Source organism: Parazoarcus sp. PS-13 R2A, from assembly GCF_057621855.1.
Genome location: NZ_JBYEXN010000002.1, coordinates 78500 through 96627 on the forward strand (window position 1 = coordinate 78500; position 18128 = coordinate 96627).

The 18128-nt window shown below is 62.1% G+C and carries 20 protein-coding genes; 9 read left to right on the forward strand and 11 right to left on the reverse strand.

Translation table 11 applies throughout. The features are described 5' to 3' along the window. Positions 1-81: 81 nt before the first annotated feature. Both glpK and AC22G6_RS02305 read left to right on the forward strand, forming a co-directional pair. Entirely contained in the window at positions 82-1572 is a 1491-nt protein-coding gene (gene glpK, locus AC22G6_RS02300; protein WP_487365443.1) for a glycerol kinase GlpK, read from the forward strand. After that, positions 1569-3137 (forward strand): glycerol-3-phosphate dehydrogenase/oxidase, encoded by a 1569-nt coding sequence (locus AC22G6_RS02305; RefSeq protein ID WP_487365444.1) that lies wholly within the window; start codon positions 1569-1571, stop codon positions 3135-3137. The genes glpK and AC22G6_RS02305 overlap by 4 nt, the downstream gene beginning before the upstream one ends. 39 nt (positions 3138-3176) lie before the next feature. Here AC22G6_RS02305 and AC22G6_RS02310 read toward each other — a convergent pair whose 3' ends face one another. Together AC22G6_RS02310 and AC22G6_RS02315 are read right to left on the reverse strand one after the other, a co-directional pair. Then, positions 3177-4499: an ATP-binding protein gene (locus AC22G6_RS02310; RefSeq protein WP_487365445.1), complete on the reverse strand. Its 1323-nt coding sequence runs from the start codon at positions 4497-4499 to the stop codon at positions 3177-3179. Then, positions 4496-5260 carry a response regulator gene (locus tag AC22G6_RS02315; RefSeq protein WP_487365446.1) on the reverse strand — a complete coding sequence of 255 codons (765 nt, stop codon included), beginning with the start codon at positions 5258-5260 and terminating at the stop codon, positions 4496-4498. The genes AC22G6_RS02310 and AC22G6_RS02315 overlap by 4 nt, the downstream gene beginning before the upstream one ends. A 206-nt stretch (positions 5261-5466) precedes the next feature. On the opposite strand from AC22G6_RS02315, the gene AC22G6_RS02320 reads away from it, so the two are divergent. Continuing rightward, positions 5467-6009, forward strand: a complete 543-nt coding sequence (locus AC22G6_RS02320; protein ID WP_487365447.1) for a Spy/CpxP family protein refolding chaperone — start codon at positions 5467-5469, stop codon at positions 6007-6009. A gap of 125 nt (positions 6010-6134) precedes the next feature. Here the strand turns inward: AC22G6_RS02320 and aceA are convergent, their stop codons facing one another. The 4 genes from aceA to clpS form a co-directional block, all read right to left on the reverse strand. Next, positions 6135-7436, reverse strand: a complete 1302-nt coding sequence (aceA, locus tag AC22G6_RS02325; protein ID WP_487365673.1) for an isocitrate lyase — start codon at positions 7434-7436, stop codon at positions 6135-6137. Positions 7437-7759: 323 nt separating this feature from the next. Then, positions 7760-8239 (reverse strand): ribonuclease E activity regulator RraA, encoded by a 480-nt coding sequence (rraA, locus tag AC22G6_RS02330; protein WP_487365448.1) that lies wholly within the window; start codon positions 8237-8239, stop codon positions 7760-7762. A gap of 141 nt (positions 8240-8380) precedes the next feature. Then, a complete protein-coding gene (gene clpA, locus AC22G6_RS02335) occupies positions 8381-10654 on the reverse strand; it encodes an ATP-dependent Clp protease ATP-binding subunit ClpA (RefSeq protein ID WP_487365449.1) in 2274 nt (757 codons plus the stop codon). Then, a complete protein-coding gene (gene clpS / locus AC22G6_RS02340) occupies positions 10655-10963 on the reverse strand; it encodes an ATP-dependent Clp protease adapter ClpS (RefSeq protein WP_108949191.1) in 309 nt (102 codons plus the stop codon). A 390-nt stretch (positions 10964-11353) separates the two neighbouring features. Between clpS and AC22G6_RS02345 the strand changes: the two genes are divergently transcribed. Beyond that, the gene (locus AC22G6_RS02345; protein WP_108949190.1) at positions 11354-11557 is read left to right on the forward strand and encodes a cold-shock protein; all 204 of its coding nucleotides are present in this window, start codon (positions 11354-11356) and stop codon (positions 11555-11557) included. 131 nt (positions 11558-11688) lie between these two features. On the opposite strand, the gene rpmG is transcribed toward AC22G6_RS02345, so the two are convergent. The 3 genes from rpmG to radC form a co-directional block, all read right to left on the reverse strand. Beyond that, the gene (gene rpmG, locus AC22G6_RS02350; protein ID WP_108949189.1) at positions 11689-11856 is read right to left on the reverse strand and encodes a 50S ribosomal protein L33; all 168 of its coding nucleotides are present in this window, start codon (positions 11854-11856) and stop codon (positions 11689-11691) included. A gap of 53 nt (positions 11857-11909) precedes the next feature. Continuing rightward, entirely contained in the window at positions 11910-12146 is a 237-nt protein-coding gene (gene rpmB, locus AC22G6_RS02355) for a 50S ribosomal protein L28 (RefSeq protein ID WP_108949188.1), read from the reverse strand. Positions 12147-12254: 108 nt separating this feature from the next. After that, positions 12255-12932 (reverse strand): RadC family protein, encoded by a 678-nt coding sequence (gene radC, locus AC22G6_RS02360; protein WP_108949187.1) that lies wholly within the window; start codon positions 12930-12932, stop codon positions 12255-12257. 46 nt (positions 12933-12978) lie between these two features. Here radC and coaBC point away from each other — a divergent pair, with 46 nt between their 5' ends. From coaBC to AC22G6_RS02380, 4 genes are all read left to right on the forward strand, one after another. Continuing rightward, positions 12979-14184 carry a bifunctional phosphopantothenoylcysteine decarboxylase/phosphopantothenate--cysteine ligase CoaBC gene (gene coaBC / locus AC22G6_RS02365; RefSeq protein WP_487365450.1) on the forward strand — a complete coding sequence of 402 codons (1206 nt, stop codon included), beginning with the start codon at positions 12979-12981 and terminating at the stop codon, positions 14182-14184. A 12-nt stretch (positions 14185-14196) separates the two neighbouring features. Beyond that, complete coding sequence (gene dut / locus AC22G6_RS02370) at positions 14197-14646, forward strand: dUTP diphosphatase (protein WP_108949185.1); 450 nt, start codon at positions 14197-14199, stop codon at positions 14644-14646. Between the two features lie 6 nt (positions 14647-14652). Further along, positions 14653-15090: an NUDIX hydrolase gene (locus AC22G6_RS02375; RefSeq protein WP_487365451.1), complete on the forward strand. Its 438-nt coding sequence runs from the start codon at positions 14653-14655 to the stop codon at positions 15088-15090. Between the two features lie 84 nt (positions 15091-15174). Next, a complete protein-coding gene (locus tag AC22G6_RS02380) occupies positions 15175-15795 on the forward strand; it encodes a c-type cytochrome (RefSeq protein ID WP_487365452.1) in 621 nt (206 codons plus the stop codon). Positions 15796-15874: 79 nt separating this feature from the next. Here AC22G6_RS02380 and AC22G6_RS02385 read toward each other — a convergent pair whose 3' ends face one another. Together AC22G6_RS02385 and AC22G6_RS02390 are read right to left on the reverse strand one after the other, a co-directional pair. Next, positions 15875-17149: an FCSD flavin-binding domain-containing protein gene (locus AC22G6_RS02385; RefSeq protein ID WP_487365453.1), complete on the reverse strand. Its 1275-nt coding sequence runs from the start codon at positions 17147-17149 to the stop codon at positions 15875-15877. 18 nt (positions 17150-17167) lie between these two features. Further along, positions 17168-17473 (reverse strand): c-type cytochrome, encoded by a 306-nt coding sequence (locus tag AC22G6_RS02390; protein WP_108949181.1) that lies wholly within the window; start codon positions 17471-17473, stop codon positions 17168-17170. A 262-nt stretch (positions 17474-17735) separates the two neighbouring features. On the opposite strand from AC22G6_RS02390, the gene AC22G6_RS02395 reads away from it, so the two are divergent. Continuing rightward, positions 17736-18092 carry an ArsR/SmtB family transcription factor gene (locus AC22G6_RS02395; RefSeq protein WP_108949180.1) on the forward strand — a complete coding sequence of 119 codons (357 nt, stop codon included), beginning with the start codon at positions 17736-17738 and terminating at the stop codon, positions 18090-18092. The last annotated feature ends 36 nt before the right edge of the window (positions 18093-18128 follow it).

Sequence of the window (18128 nt, forward strand, 5' to 3'; positions counted from 1 at the left end):
ACGGGCGCGGATTGCGCCGGGCGCTGGTCAGTTTGGCCCTGAGGGGCTACGCTTTGTCTGAATTCTGCCCGGGAGTCGCCAATGGCACATGTTCTTGCCCTGGATCAGGGAACGACCAGTTCGCGCGCGATGGTCTTCGATGCGGAGGGACGGGTGTGCGGTCATGCCCAGCTGGAGTTTGCTCAGCATTTTCCGCAACCGGGCTGGGTTGAGCATGACGCGCACGAGATCCTGCAATCCCAGTTTGACTGCGCACGAGCTGCGCTCGAGAGCGCGAAACTGACGGCGAGCGAGATTGCCGCGATCGGGATCGCGAATCAGCGCGAGACCACGGTGCTGTGGTCGCGCAGCGACGGACGGGCGGTCGCGCCTGCGATCGTATGGCAGGACAGGCGCACGGCCGATCGCTGCGAGACCTTGCGCGCACGCGGCTGGAGCGAGGATGTTCGCGCCCGTACCGGGCTTGAGCTTGACCCCTATTTTTCAGCGACCAAACTGGCCTGGCTCCTGGATCATGTGCCGGGTGCCCGCGAACGGGCCGAGCGCGGCGAACTCGCGTTCGGAACCATCGACAGCTGGCTGATCTGGCATCTCACCGGTGGAAGGCTGCATCTGACGGATCCGGGCAACGCCGCACGCACCCTGTTGTTCGACATCCATTCCCGGACCTGGGACGAAAGCCTGCTTGAAGGCTTCGGGATTCCGGCGTCGGTGTTGCCACGCGTCGTGGACAGTATCGGTGTGTGCGGCGAGACCGATCCCGATGTGTTCGGCGCTTCGATCCCGATTGCCGGAATCGGCGGCGACCAGCAGGCCGCGACCTTCGGCCAGTGCTGCTTTGCACCGGGCATGGCCAAGAATACCTACGGCACGGGCTGTTTCCTGCTGATGAACACGGGCACCGAGGCAGTGGTTTCCACCCATCGCCTGCTGACCACGATTGGCTGGTCGGGCGACGGGCCGCCGATCTATGCGCTCGAGGGCAGCGTGTTCATGGGCGGCGCCATCGTGCAATGGCTGCGCGACTCGCTTGGCCTGATCAAGGACTCGGCGGACATCGAAACCCTGGCCGGCAGTGTGCCGGACAGCGGTGGCGTCGTCATGATTCCGGGGTTTACCGGTCTTGGCGCGCCTTACTGGGATCCGAACGCCCGTGGCACCTTGCTCGGGCTCACGCGCGGAACGGGGGCCGCGCACGTGGCACGCGCCGCGCTGGAGGCGATCGCGATGCAGACACTGGATCTGGTTGAAGCGATGCAGCTCGACGGTGCAAGCCCGCTGCGCGAACTGCGGGTCGATGGTGGCGCGGCCGCCAACGACTTGCTGATGCAGATGCAGGCCGACCTCCTGGGGGTGCCGGTCGTGCGCCCGAAAATGCTCGAGACCACGACGCTGGGCGCGGCCTATCTCGCCGGACTCGGTGTGGGCGTCTGGCCTGACACCGATGCGCTTAGCCGGCAGTGGCAGGTCGACCGGGTGTTCGAGCCAGGCCTTGCCGAGGATCGGCGGCTTGCACGACGCACCGCATGGGCGCGAGGCATCGCGTGCGTCCGCAGTTGGGGGCATTCATGACGGCGACGGCGAAGAGCGGTCTGGCCGAACGTGCGCGACAGGCCTTGCTGGTCCGTCTGTCGGAGCCAAGAGTATGGGACGTGGTCGTGATTGGCGGCGGGGCAACCGGGCTGGGCTGCGCAGTCGACGCTGCCGCGCGCGGATATTCGGTGCTGGTCGTGGATGCAGAGGATTTTGCCAAGGGTACGAGCTCGCGTGCGACCAAGCTGATTCACGGCGGAGTGCGCTATCTCGCGCAGGGCAACCTGCCGCTGGTGCGGGAAGCATTGGCCGAACGCGCCCGTCTGCTCGAGAACGCCCCCCATCTGGTCCATCCTCTGCGCTTTGTCGTGCCTGCATACCGGCTGCACGACAAACCGATGCTCGCGGCCGGGCTCGGCCTGTACGACCTGCTGGCCGGCCGCCGCGGCATTGCCCGCAGCAAGGTGCTGAACGTCGACGACACGCTTGCCGCGCTGGTCACTGTAAAGCGTGATGGTTTGCGCGGCGGAATCGCCTACTGGGATGCCCAGTTCGACGATGCGCGACTGGCCCTGACGCTGGCGCGCACCGTTGGCGATTTCGGCGGTCTGGCAGTGAATTACTGCGCCGCGACGGGGCTTGCAATCGAAGGCGGGAAGGTCTGCGGGGTGGATCTGCGCGATGTCGAGAGCGGGCAGGCATATCGCGTTGGTGCCAAGGTGGTGATCAATGCGTCCGGGGTGTGGGCCGACAGCGTGCGCCGCCTGGCGCGGGCTGACGCCCATGACATGCTCAGCCCCAGTCAGGGTGTGCATCTGGTCGTGGATCGCGCGTTCCTGCCTGGTGAGGACGCGCTGCTGGTGCCGCATACCGACGATGGCCGCGTGCTGTTCATGATTCCCTGGCAGGGGAAGGTGCTGCTGGGCACCACCGACTCGCCGCGCAGCGATCTGCCACTCGAGCCACGGCCCCTGCCGGGCGAGATCGGCTTCATCCTTGAGACCGCAGCACGCTATCTTGAACGGCCTCCATCCCGAGCGGATGTACGCGCGGTCTTCGTCGGCCTGAGGCCGCTCATCGGAGGGGGGCGCGACTCACCCACGCGACAGTTGTCACGTGAGCATCTTGTGGATGTCTCGGCCGAGGGGCTGGTCAGTATCACCGGTGGCAAATGGACGACTTATCGAGTGATGGCCGAGGATGCAATCGATGCCGCACAGCCGGTTGGCGGGCTGCCGCTGCGTTCTTCGGCGACTGCCCGTCTGCGTTTGCATGGTGCGCCGGAGAAGAGTGATGGCGATGTCTATGGGCTCGATCGCAAGGAGGTGCTGCGCCTGCCCGGCGCGGACAACATCCTCGCAGAAGGGCTGACGCTGACCGAAGCCGAGGTCCGATATGCCGCGCGCGCCGAACTCGCGCGCACGGTTGAAGATGTCCTTGCCCGTCGCCATCGGGCGCTGTTCTTCGATGCCGCGGCGGCCGTGAGCGCCGCACCTGCGGTTGCAGCGATTCTGGCCGAAGAGCTTGGAAGGGCGCCGGACTGGGCCGCGGCAGAAGTCGATCGCTTCAGGGCGCTGGCTGCGCAGTATCAGGTCGGCCCGTGACGCACCAGCCGATGTGCGCACGGCGACCTGGCTTCGCCTTCAGGCCTGCGTCCCGGACAGCGTGACCGTCGCCTCCAGTCCGCCTTCCGGGTGGTTTGCAAGGCTCACCTCACCGTGCTGGGTGCGCAGCAGGTTGCGTGCAATCGCAAGGCCCAGCCCGGTGCCGCCGGTTTCACGGTTGCGTGAGGATTCCGTGCGGTAGAAGGGCTCGAATACTTTCTCGAGTTCGGCTTTTTCCAGTCCGGGGCCATGATCGCGGATGCGGATTTCGACATGATCGGGCTGCCCGCTCAGCGTGATATCGACCTGTCCGCCGAATTTCACACCGTTCTCGATCAGATTCCACAGTGCGCGCCGCAGCGCCGTGACCTGCCCGTTGAAGGGGCGGTCCGCGCGGCCTTTCAGAGTGACCGTCCACCCCATGTCCTGAGCGTCGTCGCACAGGGCTTCGAGCAGGCGGGTCAGATCGATGGGCTGCCTGTCCTTGCTGCCCTCCATGCTGCGGGCGTAGTCCAGTCCTTCCCTGATCAGGCTCTGCATCGCATCGAGGTCGGACTGTACCTTTGCGCGCAAGGCATCGTCATCGACCATTTCGGCACGCAGGCGCAGTCGCGTGATCGGGGTCTGCAGATCATGCGAGATCGCGGCCAGGATGCGGGTGCGCTCACGCACGTGTTCGCCGATGCGCTGCTGCATCTGGTTGAAGGCTGCGGCCGCACTGGCCACTTCCGTCGGTCCGCGAACGTCCATGGGGGCGCGTTCGGGATCCTCTCCGAGCGCGCGCGCAGCGTCGGCCATGCGCGACAGCGGTCGGGTTGCAATGCGGACGCTGAACCATGTGAGGAGGCTGACACCCACGATCAGTGCGAGCAGGGCGGAGATCAGTTGTCCGGGGTGCGGGGTGCGCAGGTCGGGTGCAAAGGGAATGCCGGGCATTCGGATGCTGAGTGGCGATCCGTCGCTCAAGCGCAGCGCAATAAAAAGGGATGGGCGCCCTTCGTGTCCGTGTCTGCTGGCAAAGAGAGCGACTTCGCGCTCAGGCATGGCTTCCTTGAGGGCAGGGAGGAGCGGATGGTCGATCGGCAGCGGGGGCAGGTCGTCCGGCAAGGGGCGCAGGCTCAGTCGCAGACGTCTGCGCCCAAGTTGATCCACCCAGCGCTCACGCTCGTTCTCTGGCATGCGGTCGAGGACGTCGGCGGTGGCGGCAACTTCCTGTGCGATGCCATGGAACAGCGCATTGCGACCAACCCGATCGCGCTCGCCGACAAACAGAATGAAGCTCACTGCGAGCACCAGCGTGATACCGGCGAGCCAGATCAGCATCAGGCGCGAGAACAGGCTCCTGGGCCAGGGCAGTTTCATTGCGGTGCTTTCCCGCGATCGCCCGGGGTGACTTCGCAGGCCAGCACGTAACCTTCATTGCGCACCGTCTTGATGATTGCAGGCTCGCGCGCATTGTCACCGAGGCGCTGGCGCAGGCGGCTGATCAGGAGGTCGATGGAGCGGTCGAACACTTCGGCTTCGCGCCCCTGGGTGAGCTCCATCAACTGGTCACGTGACAGCACGCGCTGGGGGTGGGCGAGGAAGACGCCAAGCATGCGATATTCGGCACCCGACAATGCAACCACGGTGCCATCCTCGTCGACGAGGTGGCGATTCACGGTATCGAGCCGCCAGTGTGCGAAACGCAGTTCGCGTGCGCTGGCAGATGCAGTAGCTTCGAGATTGGGCGGCAGCGCGCGTGCGCGGCGGAGAATGGCCCGGATGCGCGCATAGAGCTCACGCGGCACAAAGGGCTTGGGCAGATAGTCGTCGGCGCCCATCTCGAGCCCCAGGATGCGGTCCATGTCTTCTCCGCGCGCAGTGAGCATCAGGATCGGGGTGGCCGCATTCGGCCCGTTCCCGGCGCGCAGGTTGCGGCACAGGGTGAGCCCGTCTTCGCCTGGCATCATCACGTCGAGTACGATCAGGTCGATCCTGTGGCTTTCAAGGGCAGCCTTCATCTCGCGCCCGTCTGCAGCCGTCGTGCAGCGCAGGCCCTGCTTCTCAAGGTAGTCTGCGAGCAGTCCGCGGATATCACGGTCGTCGTCAACAATCAGGATATGGTCTTGCTGGTTTGACATTCAGGTTCTCCTCAGCCCGAATCTTAAGCTGCCGCGCCAGCATTCTTGTATCCCAGCGTATCAAGTGCACCCTCAGAGACATCAGCGTGCAATTCCGCCCGATCCTGACACTTGCCATTTACATCGTGGTGGTCAAATGAACCCGTCGCCCGATGACAGGAATTCAATGGGCGGGAGATCAACCGAGAAACTCGAGGAGCATCATCATGAAAAACTGGATCAAGACTTCGATCGCCGCAGCAATCATCGCTACTTCTGCAATTGGCGCTTCGGCCATTGCGCGTGGAGGCGACTGCGATGGCATGGGCATGCGGGACGGCAGGCAGGGCATGCAGCAAATGAGTCCCGAAAAGATGAAGGAACGGATGGCGCAGCGTGGTGAAGTCCAGGCCGCCAAGCTCGAACTGGCGCTGGCGCTGACACCCGCCCAGAAGCCGGCATGGAATGACTTCAAGGCTGCGATGAAGGATCGTGGCGAGCGCATGGCGTCGCAAATGATGGCCCGCAACGCCGAGGATCGCCCGGTGACCGTCCTTGATCGCATGGCGAAAATGGAGGAAATGAGCAAGCTGCGTCAAACCGAGATGGCCGAGATGCGCAAGGCGGTGGAAGTCTTCTATGCGCAGCTCTCCGATGCGCAGAAAACCGTCTTCGACGCCGAGTTTGACCGTATGGGAGGCCGCCACGGTGGTGGGCACCACAAGATGGGGTCGGGCAAGGCTGACGGCAGGGGCGCCGGCCGCGACTGAGCGTCGCCGGGCTTGAGTGAGGCCCGTGGAAGCACATGAAAAAACCGCCCGGTGCATTTGCACCGGGCGGTTTTTCTTGCGACTGAATCCGGGTGCGGAAAAAAACGCCCCCGAAATCGTTCGGCTTAGTGGAACTGCTCTTCTTCGGTGGAGCCCGTCAGTGCGGTCACGCTGGACTTGCCGCCCTGAATGACGGTGGTCACTTCGTCGAAGTAGCCGGTGCCGACTTCCTGCTGGTGCGACACGAAGGTGTAACCACGCTCGCGAGCAGCGAATTCCGGTTCCTGAACCTTCTCGACGTAGGCCGACATGCCGCGTGCGACGTAGTCCTGGGCGAGGTCGAACATGTTGTACCACATGTTGTGAATACCAGCCAAAGTGATGAACTGGTACTTGTAGCCCATGGCGCCGAGTTCGCGCTGGAACTTGGCGATGGTGGCATCGTCCAGGTTCTTCTTCCAGTTGAAGGACGGCGAGCAGTTGTAGGCCAGCATCTTGCCCGGGTGGACCTTATGCACGGCTTCAGCGAACTTGCGGGCAAATTCCAGATCCGGCGTGCCCGTCTCGCACCACACCAGGTCGGCGTAGTGAGCGTAGGCGATGGCGCGGGAGATGGCCTGGTCAAGACCCTTCTTGGTCTTGTAGAAGCCTTCGGCAGTGCGCTCACCGGTCAGGAAGGGCTTGTCGTTCTCGTCGTAGTCGGACGTCAGCAGGTCGGCTGCTTCAGCATCGGTACGAGCGATCACCAGTGTCGGCACGCCATAGACGTCCGCAGCCATACGGGCAGCGATCAGCTTCTGTACGGCTTCCTGGGTCGGGACCAGCACCTTGCCACCCATGTGGCCGCACTTCTTCACGGAAGCCAGCTGGTCTTCCCAATGCACGCCGGCAGCGCCGGAGCGGATCATGGCCTTCATCAGTTCGAAGGCGTTCAGCACGCCGCCGAAACCTGCTTCGGCGTCAGCCACGATAGGAGCGTGGTAGTCGATGTAGCCGGTGTCGCCCGGGTTTACACCCTTGGACCACTGGATTTCATCGGCGCGGGTGAAGGCGTTGTTGATGCGCTCCACGACTTTCGGCACCGAATCAACCGGGTACAGGGACTGGTCCGGGTACATGGCTGCGTATTCGTTGTTGTCGGCGGCAACCTGCCAGCCGGACAGATAGATCGCCTTGATGCCGGCCTTGACCTGCTGCATGGCCTGACCGCCGGTCAGTGCGCCGAGGCAGTTTACGTAGGGCTCGTTGTTCACCAGGCTCCACAGCTTTTCGGCGCCGCGGCGGGCCAGCGTATTCTCGACCTGGAAGGAACCACGTAGGCGGACGACATCAGCAGCGGTATAGCCGCGCTTGATGCCTTTCCAGCGGGGATTTTCGGCCCAGTCTTTTTCGAGGGCGGCAATTTGCTGTTCGCGAGTCAGGTTCATCATGCTTCCTTGTCTGTTTGATAAGGGGGGACAACCAGGGTTTGCCGGGATCAGGAACCGGCTCAACCGATCGATTTCTGCCAGCGCATATTCGAGGGAGAAATCAGCGCCGGTTGCAAAACAGTATAGGTTGCATTCTGCTTAGCAGCAATATGTCTTATATAAGACATAAGAAAAAAAGTTATTTAATTAAAACAGTAACTTGTTTTCAATATTTTGTATCGTGGAACGCGAATCAGGCTGGTGAAATGAAAAGTCGGGCATGTCCTGTTGCGGCGCACAGAACATGCCCGACGATCGAGGGCCTGGAAGTGGTCCGGTGTTCAGATCAACGGCGTGGCCGAGACGATCACGCCGTCCTCGTCAGCATAGACATAGTGTCCGGGCGTGAAGGTGACGCCACCGAAGGTCACCGGTAGCTCAGGCTCGCCCGTATTGCGCTTGACGGTCTTGCGTGGATGGGTGCCGAGTGCGAATACGCCCAGATCCATTTCGCCGATGGCTTTCGAGTCACGGATGCAGCCATAGACGAGAATGCCCGCCCAGCCGTTCTTCACGCCGAGCTCGGCGAGCTGATCGCCGACCAGTGCGCAACGCATTGAGCCGCCGCCGTCGACGACCAGCACACGACCATTGCCTGCCGACTCAAGTGTCTTGCGTACAAGCGCGTTGTCCTCGAACAGCTTGAGTGTACTGATGGCGCCGCCGAAGGCGCTGCGGCCACCGAAACTGCGGAACATCGGTGCAACCACGCTGACCTTGTCTTCGTGGGCGTCGCAAAGATCGGCTGTCTGAATAGGCATGAGAGCTCCCTGTGTGATTGGGTTCGGATCGGGTTCAGGCAGTGATCATAACGGAGGGGCCGTGCCGGCGAACAGCCGGGCAGGGGCGAAAAAAAAGCGCGACCATCTTGGTCGCGCTTTCCTGAGCCCACACCCGGAGGGTCAGGCGGTTGCAACTTCCGGCTGATCGAACACCAGCTTGACCTTGTCGTCTTCGTCGAGATCGATCGTGACCTTGCCGCCGCTGGCGAGCCGTCCGAACAGGAGCTCGTCCGCCAGTGCCGAGCGGATGGTGTCCTGGATCAGTCGCGCCATCGGCCGCGCACCCATCAGCGGATCGAAACCCTGCTCGGCCAGCCAGGCCTTGAGTTGATCGGTGAAGTGGGCCTCCACCTTCTTCTCGTGCAGTTGGGCTTCGAGCTGCATCAGGAACTTGTCGACAACGCGCAGGATGATCTCGCTGTCGAGCGCCTTGAACGAGATCGTCGCGTCGAGCCGGTTGCGGAACTCGGGCGAGAACATGCGCTTGATGTCGGCGAGTTCGTCGCCTGCTTCGCGCTTGGCGGAGAAACCGATCACCGACTTCTGCATCGTCTCGGCGCCCGCGTTTGTGGTCATGATGATGATCACGTTGCGGAAGTCCGCCTGTCTGCCGTTGTTGTCGGTCAGGGCGCCATGATCCATGACCTGCAGCAGGATGTTGTAGATGTCGGGATGCGCCTTCTCGATCTCGTCGAGCAGGAGCACGCAGTGCGGCTTCTTGGTGATCTGCTCGGTGAGCAGGCCGCCCTGGTCGAAGCCGACGTAACCCGGTGGCGCGCCAATCAGACGGCTGACCGCGTGACGCTCCATGTACTCCGACATGTCGAAGCGAACCAGGTCGATGCCGAGCGTGTAGGCCAGCTGACGGGCGACCTCGGTCTTGCCCACCCCGGTCGGGCCGGAGAACAGGAAAGAGCCAATGGGCTTCGCCGGATTGCCCAGGCCGGAGCGCGACATCTTGATGGCCTTCGCAAGCGCATCGATGGCAGCGTTCTGACCGAACACGACGTTCTTGAGATCGCGCTCGAGCGTCTTGAGTGCGGTCTTGTCGTCGTTGGACACCGAGCGCGGCGGAATGCGGGCGATCTTGGCAACCGTTTCCTCGATCTCGTTTTTGCCGACGGTCTTCTTCTGCTTCGACTTGGGCAGAATGCGCTGTGCGGCGCCGGCCTCGTCGATGACGTCGATCGCCTTGTCCGGGAGGTGACGGTCATTGATGTACTTGGCCGACAGCTCCGCTGCGCTGGCAAGGGCCGATGCCGAGTACTTGATGCCGTGGTGCTCCTCGAAGCGCGACTTCAGCCCCTTGAGGATCTCCACCGTTTCGGCCACCGAGGGTTCCACCACGTCCACTTTCTGGAAGCGCCGCGACAGGGCGTGATCCTTCTCGAAGATCTGACGGAACTCGTTGTAGGTGGTCGCGCCGATGCACTTCAGCTGTCCGGAGGACAACGCCGGCTTGAGCAGGTTGGAGGCGTCGAGCGTGCCGCCCGATGCTGCGCCTGCACCGATCAGCGTGTGGATCTCGTCGATGAACAGGACGGCATCCTTGTTCTCTACAAGCTGCTTGAGCACCGCCTTGAGGCGCTGTTCGAAGTCGCCGCGGTACTTGGTGCCCGCGAGCAGGGCACCCATGTCCAGCGAGAAGACCTGAGCGTTCTCGAGGATCTCGGGCACGCGTCCTTCCACGATGCGATGAGCGAGGCCTTCGGCGATGGCGGTCTTGCCGACACCCGCCTCACCAACCAGCAGCGGATTGTTCTTGCGCCGACGGCACAGGGTCTGGATGACGCGCTCGACTTCCTTGTCGCGTCCGATGAGCGGATCGATCTTGCCCATCAGGACCTGCTGGTTGAGATTCTGGGTGTAGTTCTCGAGCGCGCCACCGGCGCCTTTCTCTTCCTGCTCCTGCTCGCCCTGTTCGGGTTCGCTGCGGTTCTGCGGGGATGCACCACCCTGGGGCGTTTTTGCAATGCCGTGGGAGATGAAATTCACCACATCAAGGCGCGAGATGTTCTGCCGCTGGAGGAAATAGACGGCATGAGAATCCTTCTCGCCGAAGATTGCCACCAGGACGTTGGCGCCGGTCACTTCCTTTTTTCCCGACGACTGGACGTGCAGGATGGCGCGCTGAATGACGCGCTGGAAGCCGAGCGTCGGCTGGGTGTCGATCTCGTCACTTCCTTCAACCTTGGGCGTGTGCTCGTTGATGAAGTTGGTCAGTTCCCGACGGAGTTCGTCGGTATTGGCGGCGCAGGCGCGAAGCACCTCGGCGGCAGAGGGGTTGTCGAGCAGTGCGAGCAGCAGGTGCTCCACCGTGATGAACTCATGACGCTTCTGCCGGGCTTCGACAAAGGCCATGTGCAGGCTGACTTCAAGTTCTTGCGCGATCATTCAATTTTCCTCCATCACGCATACCAACGGATGCTGGTGCTGACGAGCATGGGAAACGACCTGTTCCACCTTGGTTGATGCGATGTCCCGTGGAAAAACACCACACACGCCCATGCCCTCTCTGTGGACTTGGAGCATGACCCGCGTGGCGCGTTCGCGGTCCATGGCAAAAAATTTCTGCAGAACTTCGATAACGAAATCCATTGGTGTGAAATCGTCGTTCAGCAGAAGCACCTTGAAGAGCGGGGGCGGACGAGTACTTGTCCGCTTTGCTTCCAGTACGAATCCGTCTTGTTTCTGAGTGGCCATGCGACTCATTCTAATCAACTCGATGCAGAGTGCAACTGAGCGTTTGCCAGAATATCTGGGGTTGGAAAAAGGGATATCAAGGTCTTCCCTGCGCCGCGTCGTCACATGAATCGCACTGGAATTCAAGCCAGAAACGTGCCATGAAGGGGCGGAAAGTGCAGGATGTTGTTGCGATGCAGCAGCTCAGTGCCTGCATTTATCCGTTGACGCTATGCGGACAAGTGCGTAAAAACCGAGACGTGTGTTGATCGCGTGTTGCAAGCGTTGAGTCGGTCGTCGGCTTGTCGGTTAATCGACAAAGGCGTCAGGTGAAATGTTCGAATGCCTGATTGACGCGCCGTCCGGGAGGGCCCCGGGCTGTACTAAGTCACTTTGAAGGATTAAGGCAATATGGCAACTGGCACTGTTAAGTGGTTCAACGATTCCAAAGGTTTTGGTTTTATTACGCCTGATGATGGTAGTGACGATCTGTTCGCACACTTCTCCGCCATCACCATGAGCGGTTTCAAGACCCTGAAGGAAGGTGAAAAGGTTTCGTTCGACGTGACCCAGGGTCCGAAGGGCAAGCAGGCTTCGAATATCCAGAGCGCCTGATTATGCTTAGGCTGCGCCCCGGTGGCGCAGCCAAAAGAGAAAGGCCACCTGCAAAGGTGGCCTTTCTCTTTTGGAGCATGTAACGCGCGGCGTCTGACGCCGAACGTAGCAGGCCGTAGCCCGCTGCATCCTTACTTCAGCTTGATTTCCTTGTACGGGACGTGCTTGCGCGCGACCGGGTCGTACTTGTTGAATTCGAGCTTCTGCGGGGTGGTGCGCTTGTTCTTCGACGTGGTGTAGAAATGACCCGTGCCGGCGGTTGATTCCAGCTTGATCTTTTCGCGGATGCCTTTTGCCATGGCGTTCTCCGTTCAGTTCGCGCGGCGCTGGGCCGCAGGGTTAACGCCAGGGCTTAAAGCTTTTCGCCGCGGGCACGAAGTTCGGCAACGACGATGTCGATGCCCTTCTTGTCGATCGTCCGCAGACCGGCATTGGATACGCGCAAGCGGATCCAGCGGTTCTCGGATTCGCTCCAGAACCGACGGTTTTGCAGGTTGGGGAGAAAACGACGCTTGGTTTTGTTGTTTGCGTGGGAAACGTTGTTTCCCACCATCGGTGCTTTACCGGTCACTTGGCAGACGCGAGCCATACGATGCTCCAGGGAATTCGGATTGCGAAAACGATGGAGGATAGCGTAAGAGCAGGGGTTAAGGCAAGTGCATTATCAGGATTTGCATCCTTCGATTGTTGCAGGCGACTACAGCAGTCCGCGTTCGGCAAAAGACAGCGGCCGGCCGTGGGCCGGGACGATGAAATGATCGAGGACCCGGATGTCTACGAGGTCGAGCGCATTGCGCAGCGTGCGGGTCAGCAACTCGTCTGCGGTGCTGGGCTCGGCCGCGCCGGACGGGTGGTTGTGGGCGAGAATCACGGCGGCGGCGTTGTGTTCGAGCGCGAGCTTGACGACCTCGCGCGGGTAGACGCTGGTCTGGGTCAGCGTGCCCCGGAACAGGTCGACGGCTTCGATGAGGCGGTTGCGGGCATCGAGGAGGAGAATGCAGAAGGTTTCATGCGGCAGGTGGCCAAGGTGAAGTTGCAGCCAGTCCCGCACGGCGGTGGGTGAGTCGAACAGGCTGCGTTCGCTCATCTGCTCGGCCAGGGCGCGTCGGGCCAGTTCCATCACCGCCTGCAGTTGGGCATACTTCGCCAGCCCCATGCCGGGAACGGCGGAGAACTCTTCCGCGCTGGCATTGCACAGGCGTGTGAGTGAGCCGAAGCGGGACAGCAGATTGCGCGCGAGGTCGACGGCGGTCTGTCCGCGGATGCCGACGCGCAGAAACAGGGCGAGCAGTTCCGAGTCGGTAAGGGCGTGCGCGCCGCTACCAAGCAGCTTTTCTCGAGGACGTTCGCATTCGGGCCAGTCGGTGATTGCCATGGCGATCCCGTTTATACCAATGTACTGATAGTTTAACCTGAATGTCATGAATGAACTGCAGGGCAGGAAACTCGTTCTCGGCGTTACCGGAGGCGTCGCGGCCTACAAGGCGGCGGAGCTGGTCCGCCTTCTGGTCAAGGCGGGCGCCGATGTGCACGTGGTACTCACCGAGGGGGGCGCGCGTTTCGTCACCGCCGTGACCTACCAGGCGCTGTCGGGCAATCCGGTGTGGACGGATCTGTGGGATGCGCGCATGGATAACAACATGGCCCACATCGACCTCAGCCGCGATGCGGACGCAGTGCTGGTCGCGCCTGCCACAGCCGACTGTCTTGCGCGGCTTGCGCAGGGCCGCGCCGACGACCTGCTGACGACCCTGTGCCTTGCGCGCGACATCCCGCTGCTGGTGGCGCCTGCGATGAATCGCCAGATGTGGGAGCATCCCGCGACGCAACGCAACGCGGCAACACTGGCTGGCGACGGGGTGACGATCATCGGGCCGGCTGCAGGTGAGCAGGCGTGCGGCGAGGTCGGGATGGGGCGGATGCTTGAGCCGGAAGAGATCCTGGAGGCGGTGCTTGCCTTCTTCACGCCGAAGCGCCTTGCCGGGCGCAAGGTGGTGCTGACGGCGGGCCCGACCTTCGAGGCCGTGGATCCGGTGCGCGCGATCACCAATACCAGTTCGGGCAAAATGGGCTATGCCCTCGCCACGGCATGTGCGCGGGCCGGCGCCGAGGTGGTGCTGGTGAGTGGCCCGGTTGCGCTGGCTACGCCTGCCGGGGTGCTTCGGGTCGATGTGCGCAGTGCGCTCGAGATGCGTGCCGCGGTATTTGATGCCTTGCCTGCGGCCGACGTCTTTATCGGCGTGGCGGCAGTGGCGGACTACCGGCCGCTGCAGCCTGCAGAGCACAAGATCAAGAAGTCGGGCGATACAATGCGCATCGAGTTGACGCCCAATCCCGACATTCTCGCTGAGGTGGCGTCACGTCCCGATGCGCCGTTCTGTGTCGGTTTTGCGGCTGAAAGCCGTGATCTCGATGCCTACGCCGAAGGCAAGCGCAAGAACAAGAAGCTGCCGATGCTGGTGGGCAATCTGGTATCAGACGGCATGGGCGGCGACGACAACACCATCGTTCTCTATGATGAGCGTGGCCGCCACCCGCTGCCGCGCGCGGCCAAGTCGGCGCTGGCACAAGAGATTGTCGAACATCTGGCGAATCTGCTCGCGCCCGCAGGGCGAGAGCACAACTGACAAGGAAGAGTCATGCAACGCATTGATGTGAAGTTGCTCGATGCCCGCCTCAAGGGCCATCCCCCTGCGTACGCCACCGAGGGTGCGGCCGGTCTTGATCTGCGCGCCTGCCTCGACGCGCCGATCCTGCTGCATCCGGGCGAAACGACGCTGGTGCCCAGTGGTCTCGCCATTCACCTCGCCGATCCCGGGCTCGCAGCGATGGTGCTGCCGCGTTCGGGTCTCGGGCACAAGCATGGCATCGTGCTGGGCAACCTTGTGGGTCTGATCGACTCCGACTACCAGGGGCAGATTTTCGTCTCCGTGTGGAACCGGGGCCGCGACGTGTTCACCATTCAGCCGATGGAGCGCATCGCGCAACTGGTGGTCGTGCCTGTGGTGCAGGTGGGCTTCAACGTCGTTGACGATTTTGCGTCCAGCGAACGCGGGGCGGGTGGTTTCGGCAGTACCGGAAAGCATTGAGCAGGCATGACGCATCCAGGTATTCCAACCGGTGTGCATGTGCTGTGCGAGACAGCGGGCCGCATTCTGCTGATGCGGCGCTCGGGCACCGGTTTCTTTGACGGCCAGTACAGTCTCCCCGGCGGGCATATCGAGCCCGGTGAGTCCGTGCATCAGGCGGCAGTGCGTGAAATGCGCGAGGAAACCGGGTTGCGGCTGCGTGAGGCAGACCTCCAGTTCCTCGGTGTCGTGCACCGCCTGTCCGACACCAACCGCATCGATTTCTTCATGCTCGCCCGCGACTGGACGGGGGATCCCGTCATCTGCGAGCCGACAAAGTGCGACCACCTGGCGTGGTTTGATCGCGACGCCTTGCCCGAACCGGTCGTGCCTTACGTCCTGGCTGCGCTCGATGCCGGCACGGGGCCGTGGGTGATGGAGCTGGGATGGGCTGCCGAGGGCTGAATGCCCCGTGTGGCACGCGCTTGATGTATTAGCGAGTTCTGATAGTCTTTCCTGTCCAGACACAAGAATAGGCGGGAGACGATGATGAGTCACTGGAAATATGCGGTAGTTTCGAGCTTACTGGCGCTGTGCGTGTCGTCTGCAGCCGGGGCGGCGGATTTTCCCGAGGTCGACCTTGCACGCGCAGAAGAGATCAACATGGGGCGCTGCTTTCTTTGCCACGGTGTAGAAGGCGAGAGCACAACCGCGCTGTATCCGCGCCTGGCCGGGCAGCACTATCAGTACATCGCCAAGCAGCTGGCTGACTTCAAGGCCGGCCGGCGTCAGAGCGACACCATGGTGAACATGGCAGCCGACCTCTCTCCTGAGGAGATGCTGGCCCTCGGCGTCTATTTCGAGAAGAAGCCGACGCGTGCGCAGGACGTGCAGGATGGCGAACTGGCGGCGATCGGTCGTTTCATCTTCCGCCGCGGAAACGAGTATTCAGGCGTGGCCGCCTGTGCGTCCTGCCATGGAGAGCGGGGGCTCGGAACGTCGCAACTGCCCAGGCTCGCGGGGCAGGTGCCGCAGTACATCGAAAGACAGCTGCGCTCGTTCAATACGCGCAACCGCACCAACGACAACGCGGTGATGCATTCGATTGCCTCCAGGCTGACCGAGCTTGAGATCAGGTCTGTTGCACTCTACATCAGTTCCTTGAACTGAGTCGGCAGTGCAAAAAGGAAGGGGCCCGTCCGGGCCCCTTCGTCATGCATGCATCAGGTGTGCCGCAGCGGCGCTGGCCTCAGGTCAGCATGTCGGCCCAGATGTTCTGTGCCCAGGCATGGGCGAACTTGCCCTCGATCTCATTTGCCGCAACCGACACGCCGCCCGCACCCGAAACCGGCATCGGCTGCTTTTTCACGTCGTCGTACTGGTGCACCGACGCGACGTGCACGGCGTTCTTTTCGTCGACAAAGCTGTAGCAGGTGTTCATGACCACCGGAGTGGGGTTCGGTGCCTGTCCCGCGAGCAGGTTGATGATGGCGGCCGCCACGACCTTGGCCTGCTGATTGGCCATGTGCCCCGACTTCGGCATTGTCGGCGCCGGGAACAGCGCATCGCCGATGACATGCACCCCTGGCACACCACGGGCTTCGTAGCCAAGCCACTCGACATCAACCCAGCGGTCGTTGATCAGCGGCAGACCCGACTGCGTGGCGATGTTGCCCGCACGCATCGGCGGGATGACGTTGAGCACGTCGGCCTTGACCTTCTCGAAGTCGAGCTCGGCGGTGCGCGTGGCTGCATTCACGCTGCGCAACTCGTTGTTGGGCATGTACTCGATCATGCCCTTGTAGCCCTCGAAGGCCTTGGTGAAGAGGGCCTTCTTCGACTGGATCTCACCGTTTGAGTCGAGCACGAGCACCTTGGATTTCGGCTTTTCCTTGCGCAGATAATTGGCCACCACGCAGGCGCGCTCGTAGGGGCCGGGCGGGCAACGGTAGGGGGCCTTGGGGATGTGCATGGCGAACACGCCGCCATCCTTCATGTCCTGCAGTTGCTGGCGCAGCACGACCGTCTGCGGACCGGCCTTCCAGGCATGCGGGATATGCTCTTCATTGCCGGCGAGGCCGCCGATGCGCTCGGACATGAAATCGATGCCGGGCGAGAGGACGACACGGTCGTAGGCGATGACGCCGTTGCGTGCGGTACTGATGGTGCGTTTGCTTGCATCGAGCGCGAGCACTTCATCGGTGATGACTTTCACACCCCAGCGCGTGCGCAGATTGTCATAGCTGATGGTGATGTCGGCCATGTTCTTCAGTCCGCCGATGACGAGGTTCGACATCGGGCAGGAGACGAACTCGGTGTTGCGCTCGATCAGCGTGACGCTGACCCGGCCTTCGCTCCACATGCGAAGATATTTGGCGACCGTGGCGCCGCCATAGCCACCGCCCACCACCACCACATGTCCGCCCGAAGCGCGTGCCATGCCCGCACAGCCGGCGAGCCCAAGCAGGGTGGAGCCGGCACCGAGCACGCCGGCTGATTTCAGGAAATCGCGTCTGTTCTGCATTGTTTTCTCCCCCGGTTCTTACTTCATCGCTGCGTAGTACGCGGCGATCATGTCGAGTTGCTCGTCGGTGTAACCCTTCGAGATCTGGTGCATGATCGAGGCCGGTTTTGCGCCAGAGCGGAAGTCGGCGAGTTTCTGCAGGAGCTTTTCCTTGGGCTCGCCCGCGAGGCTTTCCATGCCTCCGAGGCTCTTGCCGCTGGTGCCGTGGCAGTTGGCGCAGGTTGCAGCCAGGTTGCGCGCCAGATTGGGATCCTGGTCTTTCGCATGCGCGAGCCCGGCGAGGCTCGCCAGGCACAGCGTGGTGAGTGCGAGTTTGGCGTTCACGTCTTCCTCCTCTTGATTTCTTGATGTGTGCGAACGCCATCGACCGGCGCTGCGACCACGTGCGGGCGCGTCTCTTGCGCTCGAAAGGCACTTCGCCAAATCAGTATATCCCAGCTGTTTTGCATTCAAAGCACCGTTTTTCGCGCATTCCTTTGGAATTTTCCGGCGAGATGATTTTTGCGCAATGCACAAATATTAGTAGTTGACCATATACGTGTATGGTTATAGATTGATCTAATCAGTGCATAAGGCCGAGCGCGTCATGAACGAGTTGAACAAGGTCTTCGAAAGCGTGGCTGAGTACTTTGGACTGCTGGCGGAGCCCACTCGACTCAAGATTCTTCACTGTCTGTGCAGTGAGGAGCGTGCGGTCAATGAGGTCGTGGAGGCGATCGGGCTGACGCAGGCAAATGCCTCGCGCCACCTGAATCTGCTGTATCGCGCCGGGGTGCTGGATCGTCGTCGGGATGGCGCTCAGGTCATCTACCGGATCGTCGATCCGAACTTCGCCGATCTGTGTCGCACGGTGTGCGTGAGCATTGCCTCGCGTGGCGACATGTCGGCACCACAGCGTGAGGAGTTGCTCAGGCTCGAGCAGGATCTCGGCGCCGGGCATTGAACGATGCGCAACATCAAAAATACGAGTGATCGAATG

Coding starts and splice junctions, on each gene's coding strand:
- glpK (WP_487365443.1), top strand. CDS start 82: ATGGCACATGTTCTTGCCCTGGATCAGGGAACGACCAGTTCGCGCGCG.
- rpmG (WP_108949189.1), bottom strand. CDS start 11,856: ATGGCAAAAGGCATCCGCGAAAAGATCAAGCTGGAATCAACCGCCGGC.
- clpS (WP_108949191.1), bottom strand. CDS start 10,963: ATGGCCACTCAGAAACAAGACGGATTCGTACTGGAAGCAAAGCGGACA.
- AC22G6_RS02345 (WP_108949190.1), top strand. CDS start 11,354: ATGGCAACTGGCACTGTTAAGTGGTTCAACGATTCCAAAGGTTTTGGT.
- radC (WP_108949187.1), bottom strand. CDS start 12,932: ATGGCAATCACCGACTGGCCCGAATGCGAACGTCCTCGAGAAAAGCTG.
- AC22G6_RS02315 (WP_487365446.1), bottom strand. CDS start 5,260: ATGTCAAACCAGCAAGACCATATCCTGATTGTTGACGACGACCGTGAT.
- AC22G6_RS02375 (WP_487365451.1), top strand. CDS start 14,653: ATGACGCATCCAGGTATTCCAACCGGTGTGCATGTGCTGTGCGAGACA.
- AC22G6_RS02310 (WP_487365445.1), bottom strand. CDS start 4,499: ATGAAACTGCCCTGGCCCAGGAGCCTGTTCTCGCGCCTGATGCTGATC.
- AC22G6_RS02305 (WP_487365444.1), top strand. CDS start 1,569: ATGACGGCGACGGCGAAGAGCGGTCTGGCCGAACGTGCGCGACAGGCC.
- clpA (WP_487365449.1), bottom strand. CDS start 10,654: ATGATCGCGCAAGAACTTGAAGTCAGCCTGCACATGGCCTTTGTCGAA.
- rpmB (WP_108949188.1), bottom strand. CDS start 12,146: ATGGCTCGCGTCTGCCAAGTGACCGGTAAAGCACCGATGGTGGGAAAC.
- AC22G6_RS02395 (WP_108949180.1), top strand. CDS start 17,736: ATGAACGAGTTGAACAAGGTCTTCGAAAGCGTGGCTGAGTACTTTGGA.
- dut (WP_108949185.1), top strand. CDS start 14,197: ATGCAACGCATTGATGTGAAGTTGCTCGATGCCCGCCTCAAGGGCCAT.
- rraA (WP_487365448.1), bottom strand. CDS start 8,239: ATGCCTATTCAGACAGCCGATCTTTGCGACGCCCACGAAGACAAGGTC.
- AC22G6_RS02320 (WP_487365447.1), top strand. CDS start 5,467: ATGAAAAACTGGATCAAGACTTCGATCGCCGCAGCAATCATCGCTACT.
- AC22G6_RS02385 (WP_487365453.1), bottom strand. CDS start 17,149: ATGCAGAACAGACGCGATTTCCTGAAATCAGCCGGCGTGCTCGGTGCC.
- coaBC (WP_487365450.1), top strand. CDS start 12,979: ATGAATGAACTGCAGGGCAGGAAACTCGTTCTCGGCGTTACCGGAGGC.
- AC22G6_RS02380 (WP_487365452.1), top strand. CDS start 15,175: ATGAGTCACTGGAAATATGCGGTAGTTTCGAGCTTACTGGCGCTGTGC.
- aceA (WP_487365673.1), bottom strand. CDS start 7,436: ATGAACCTGACTCGCGAACAGCAAATTGCCGCCCTCGAAAAAGACTGG.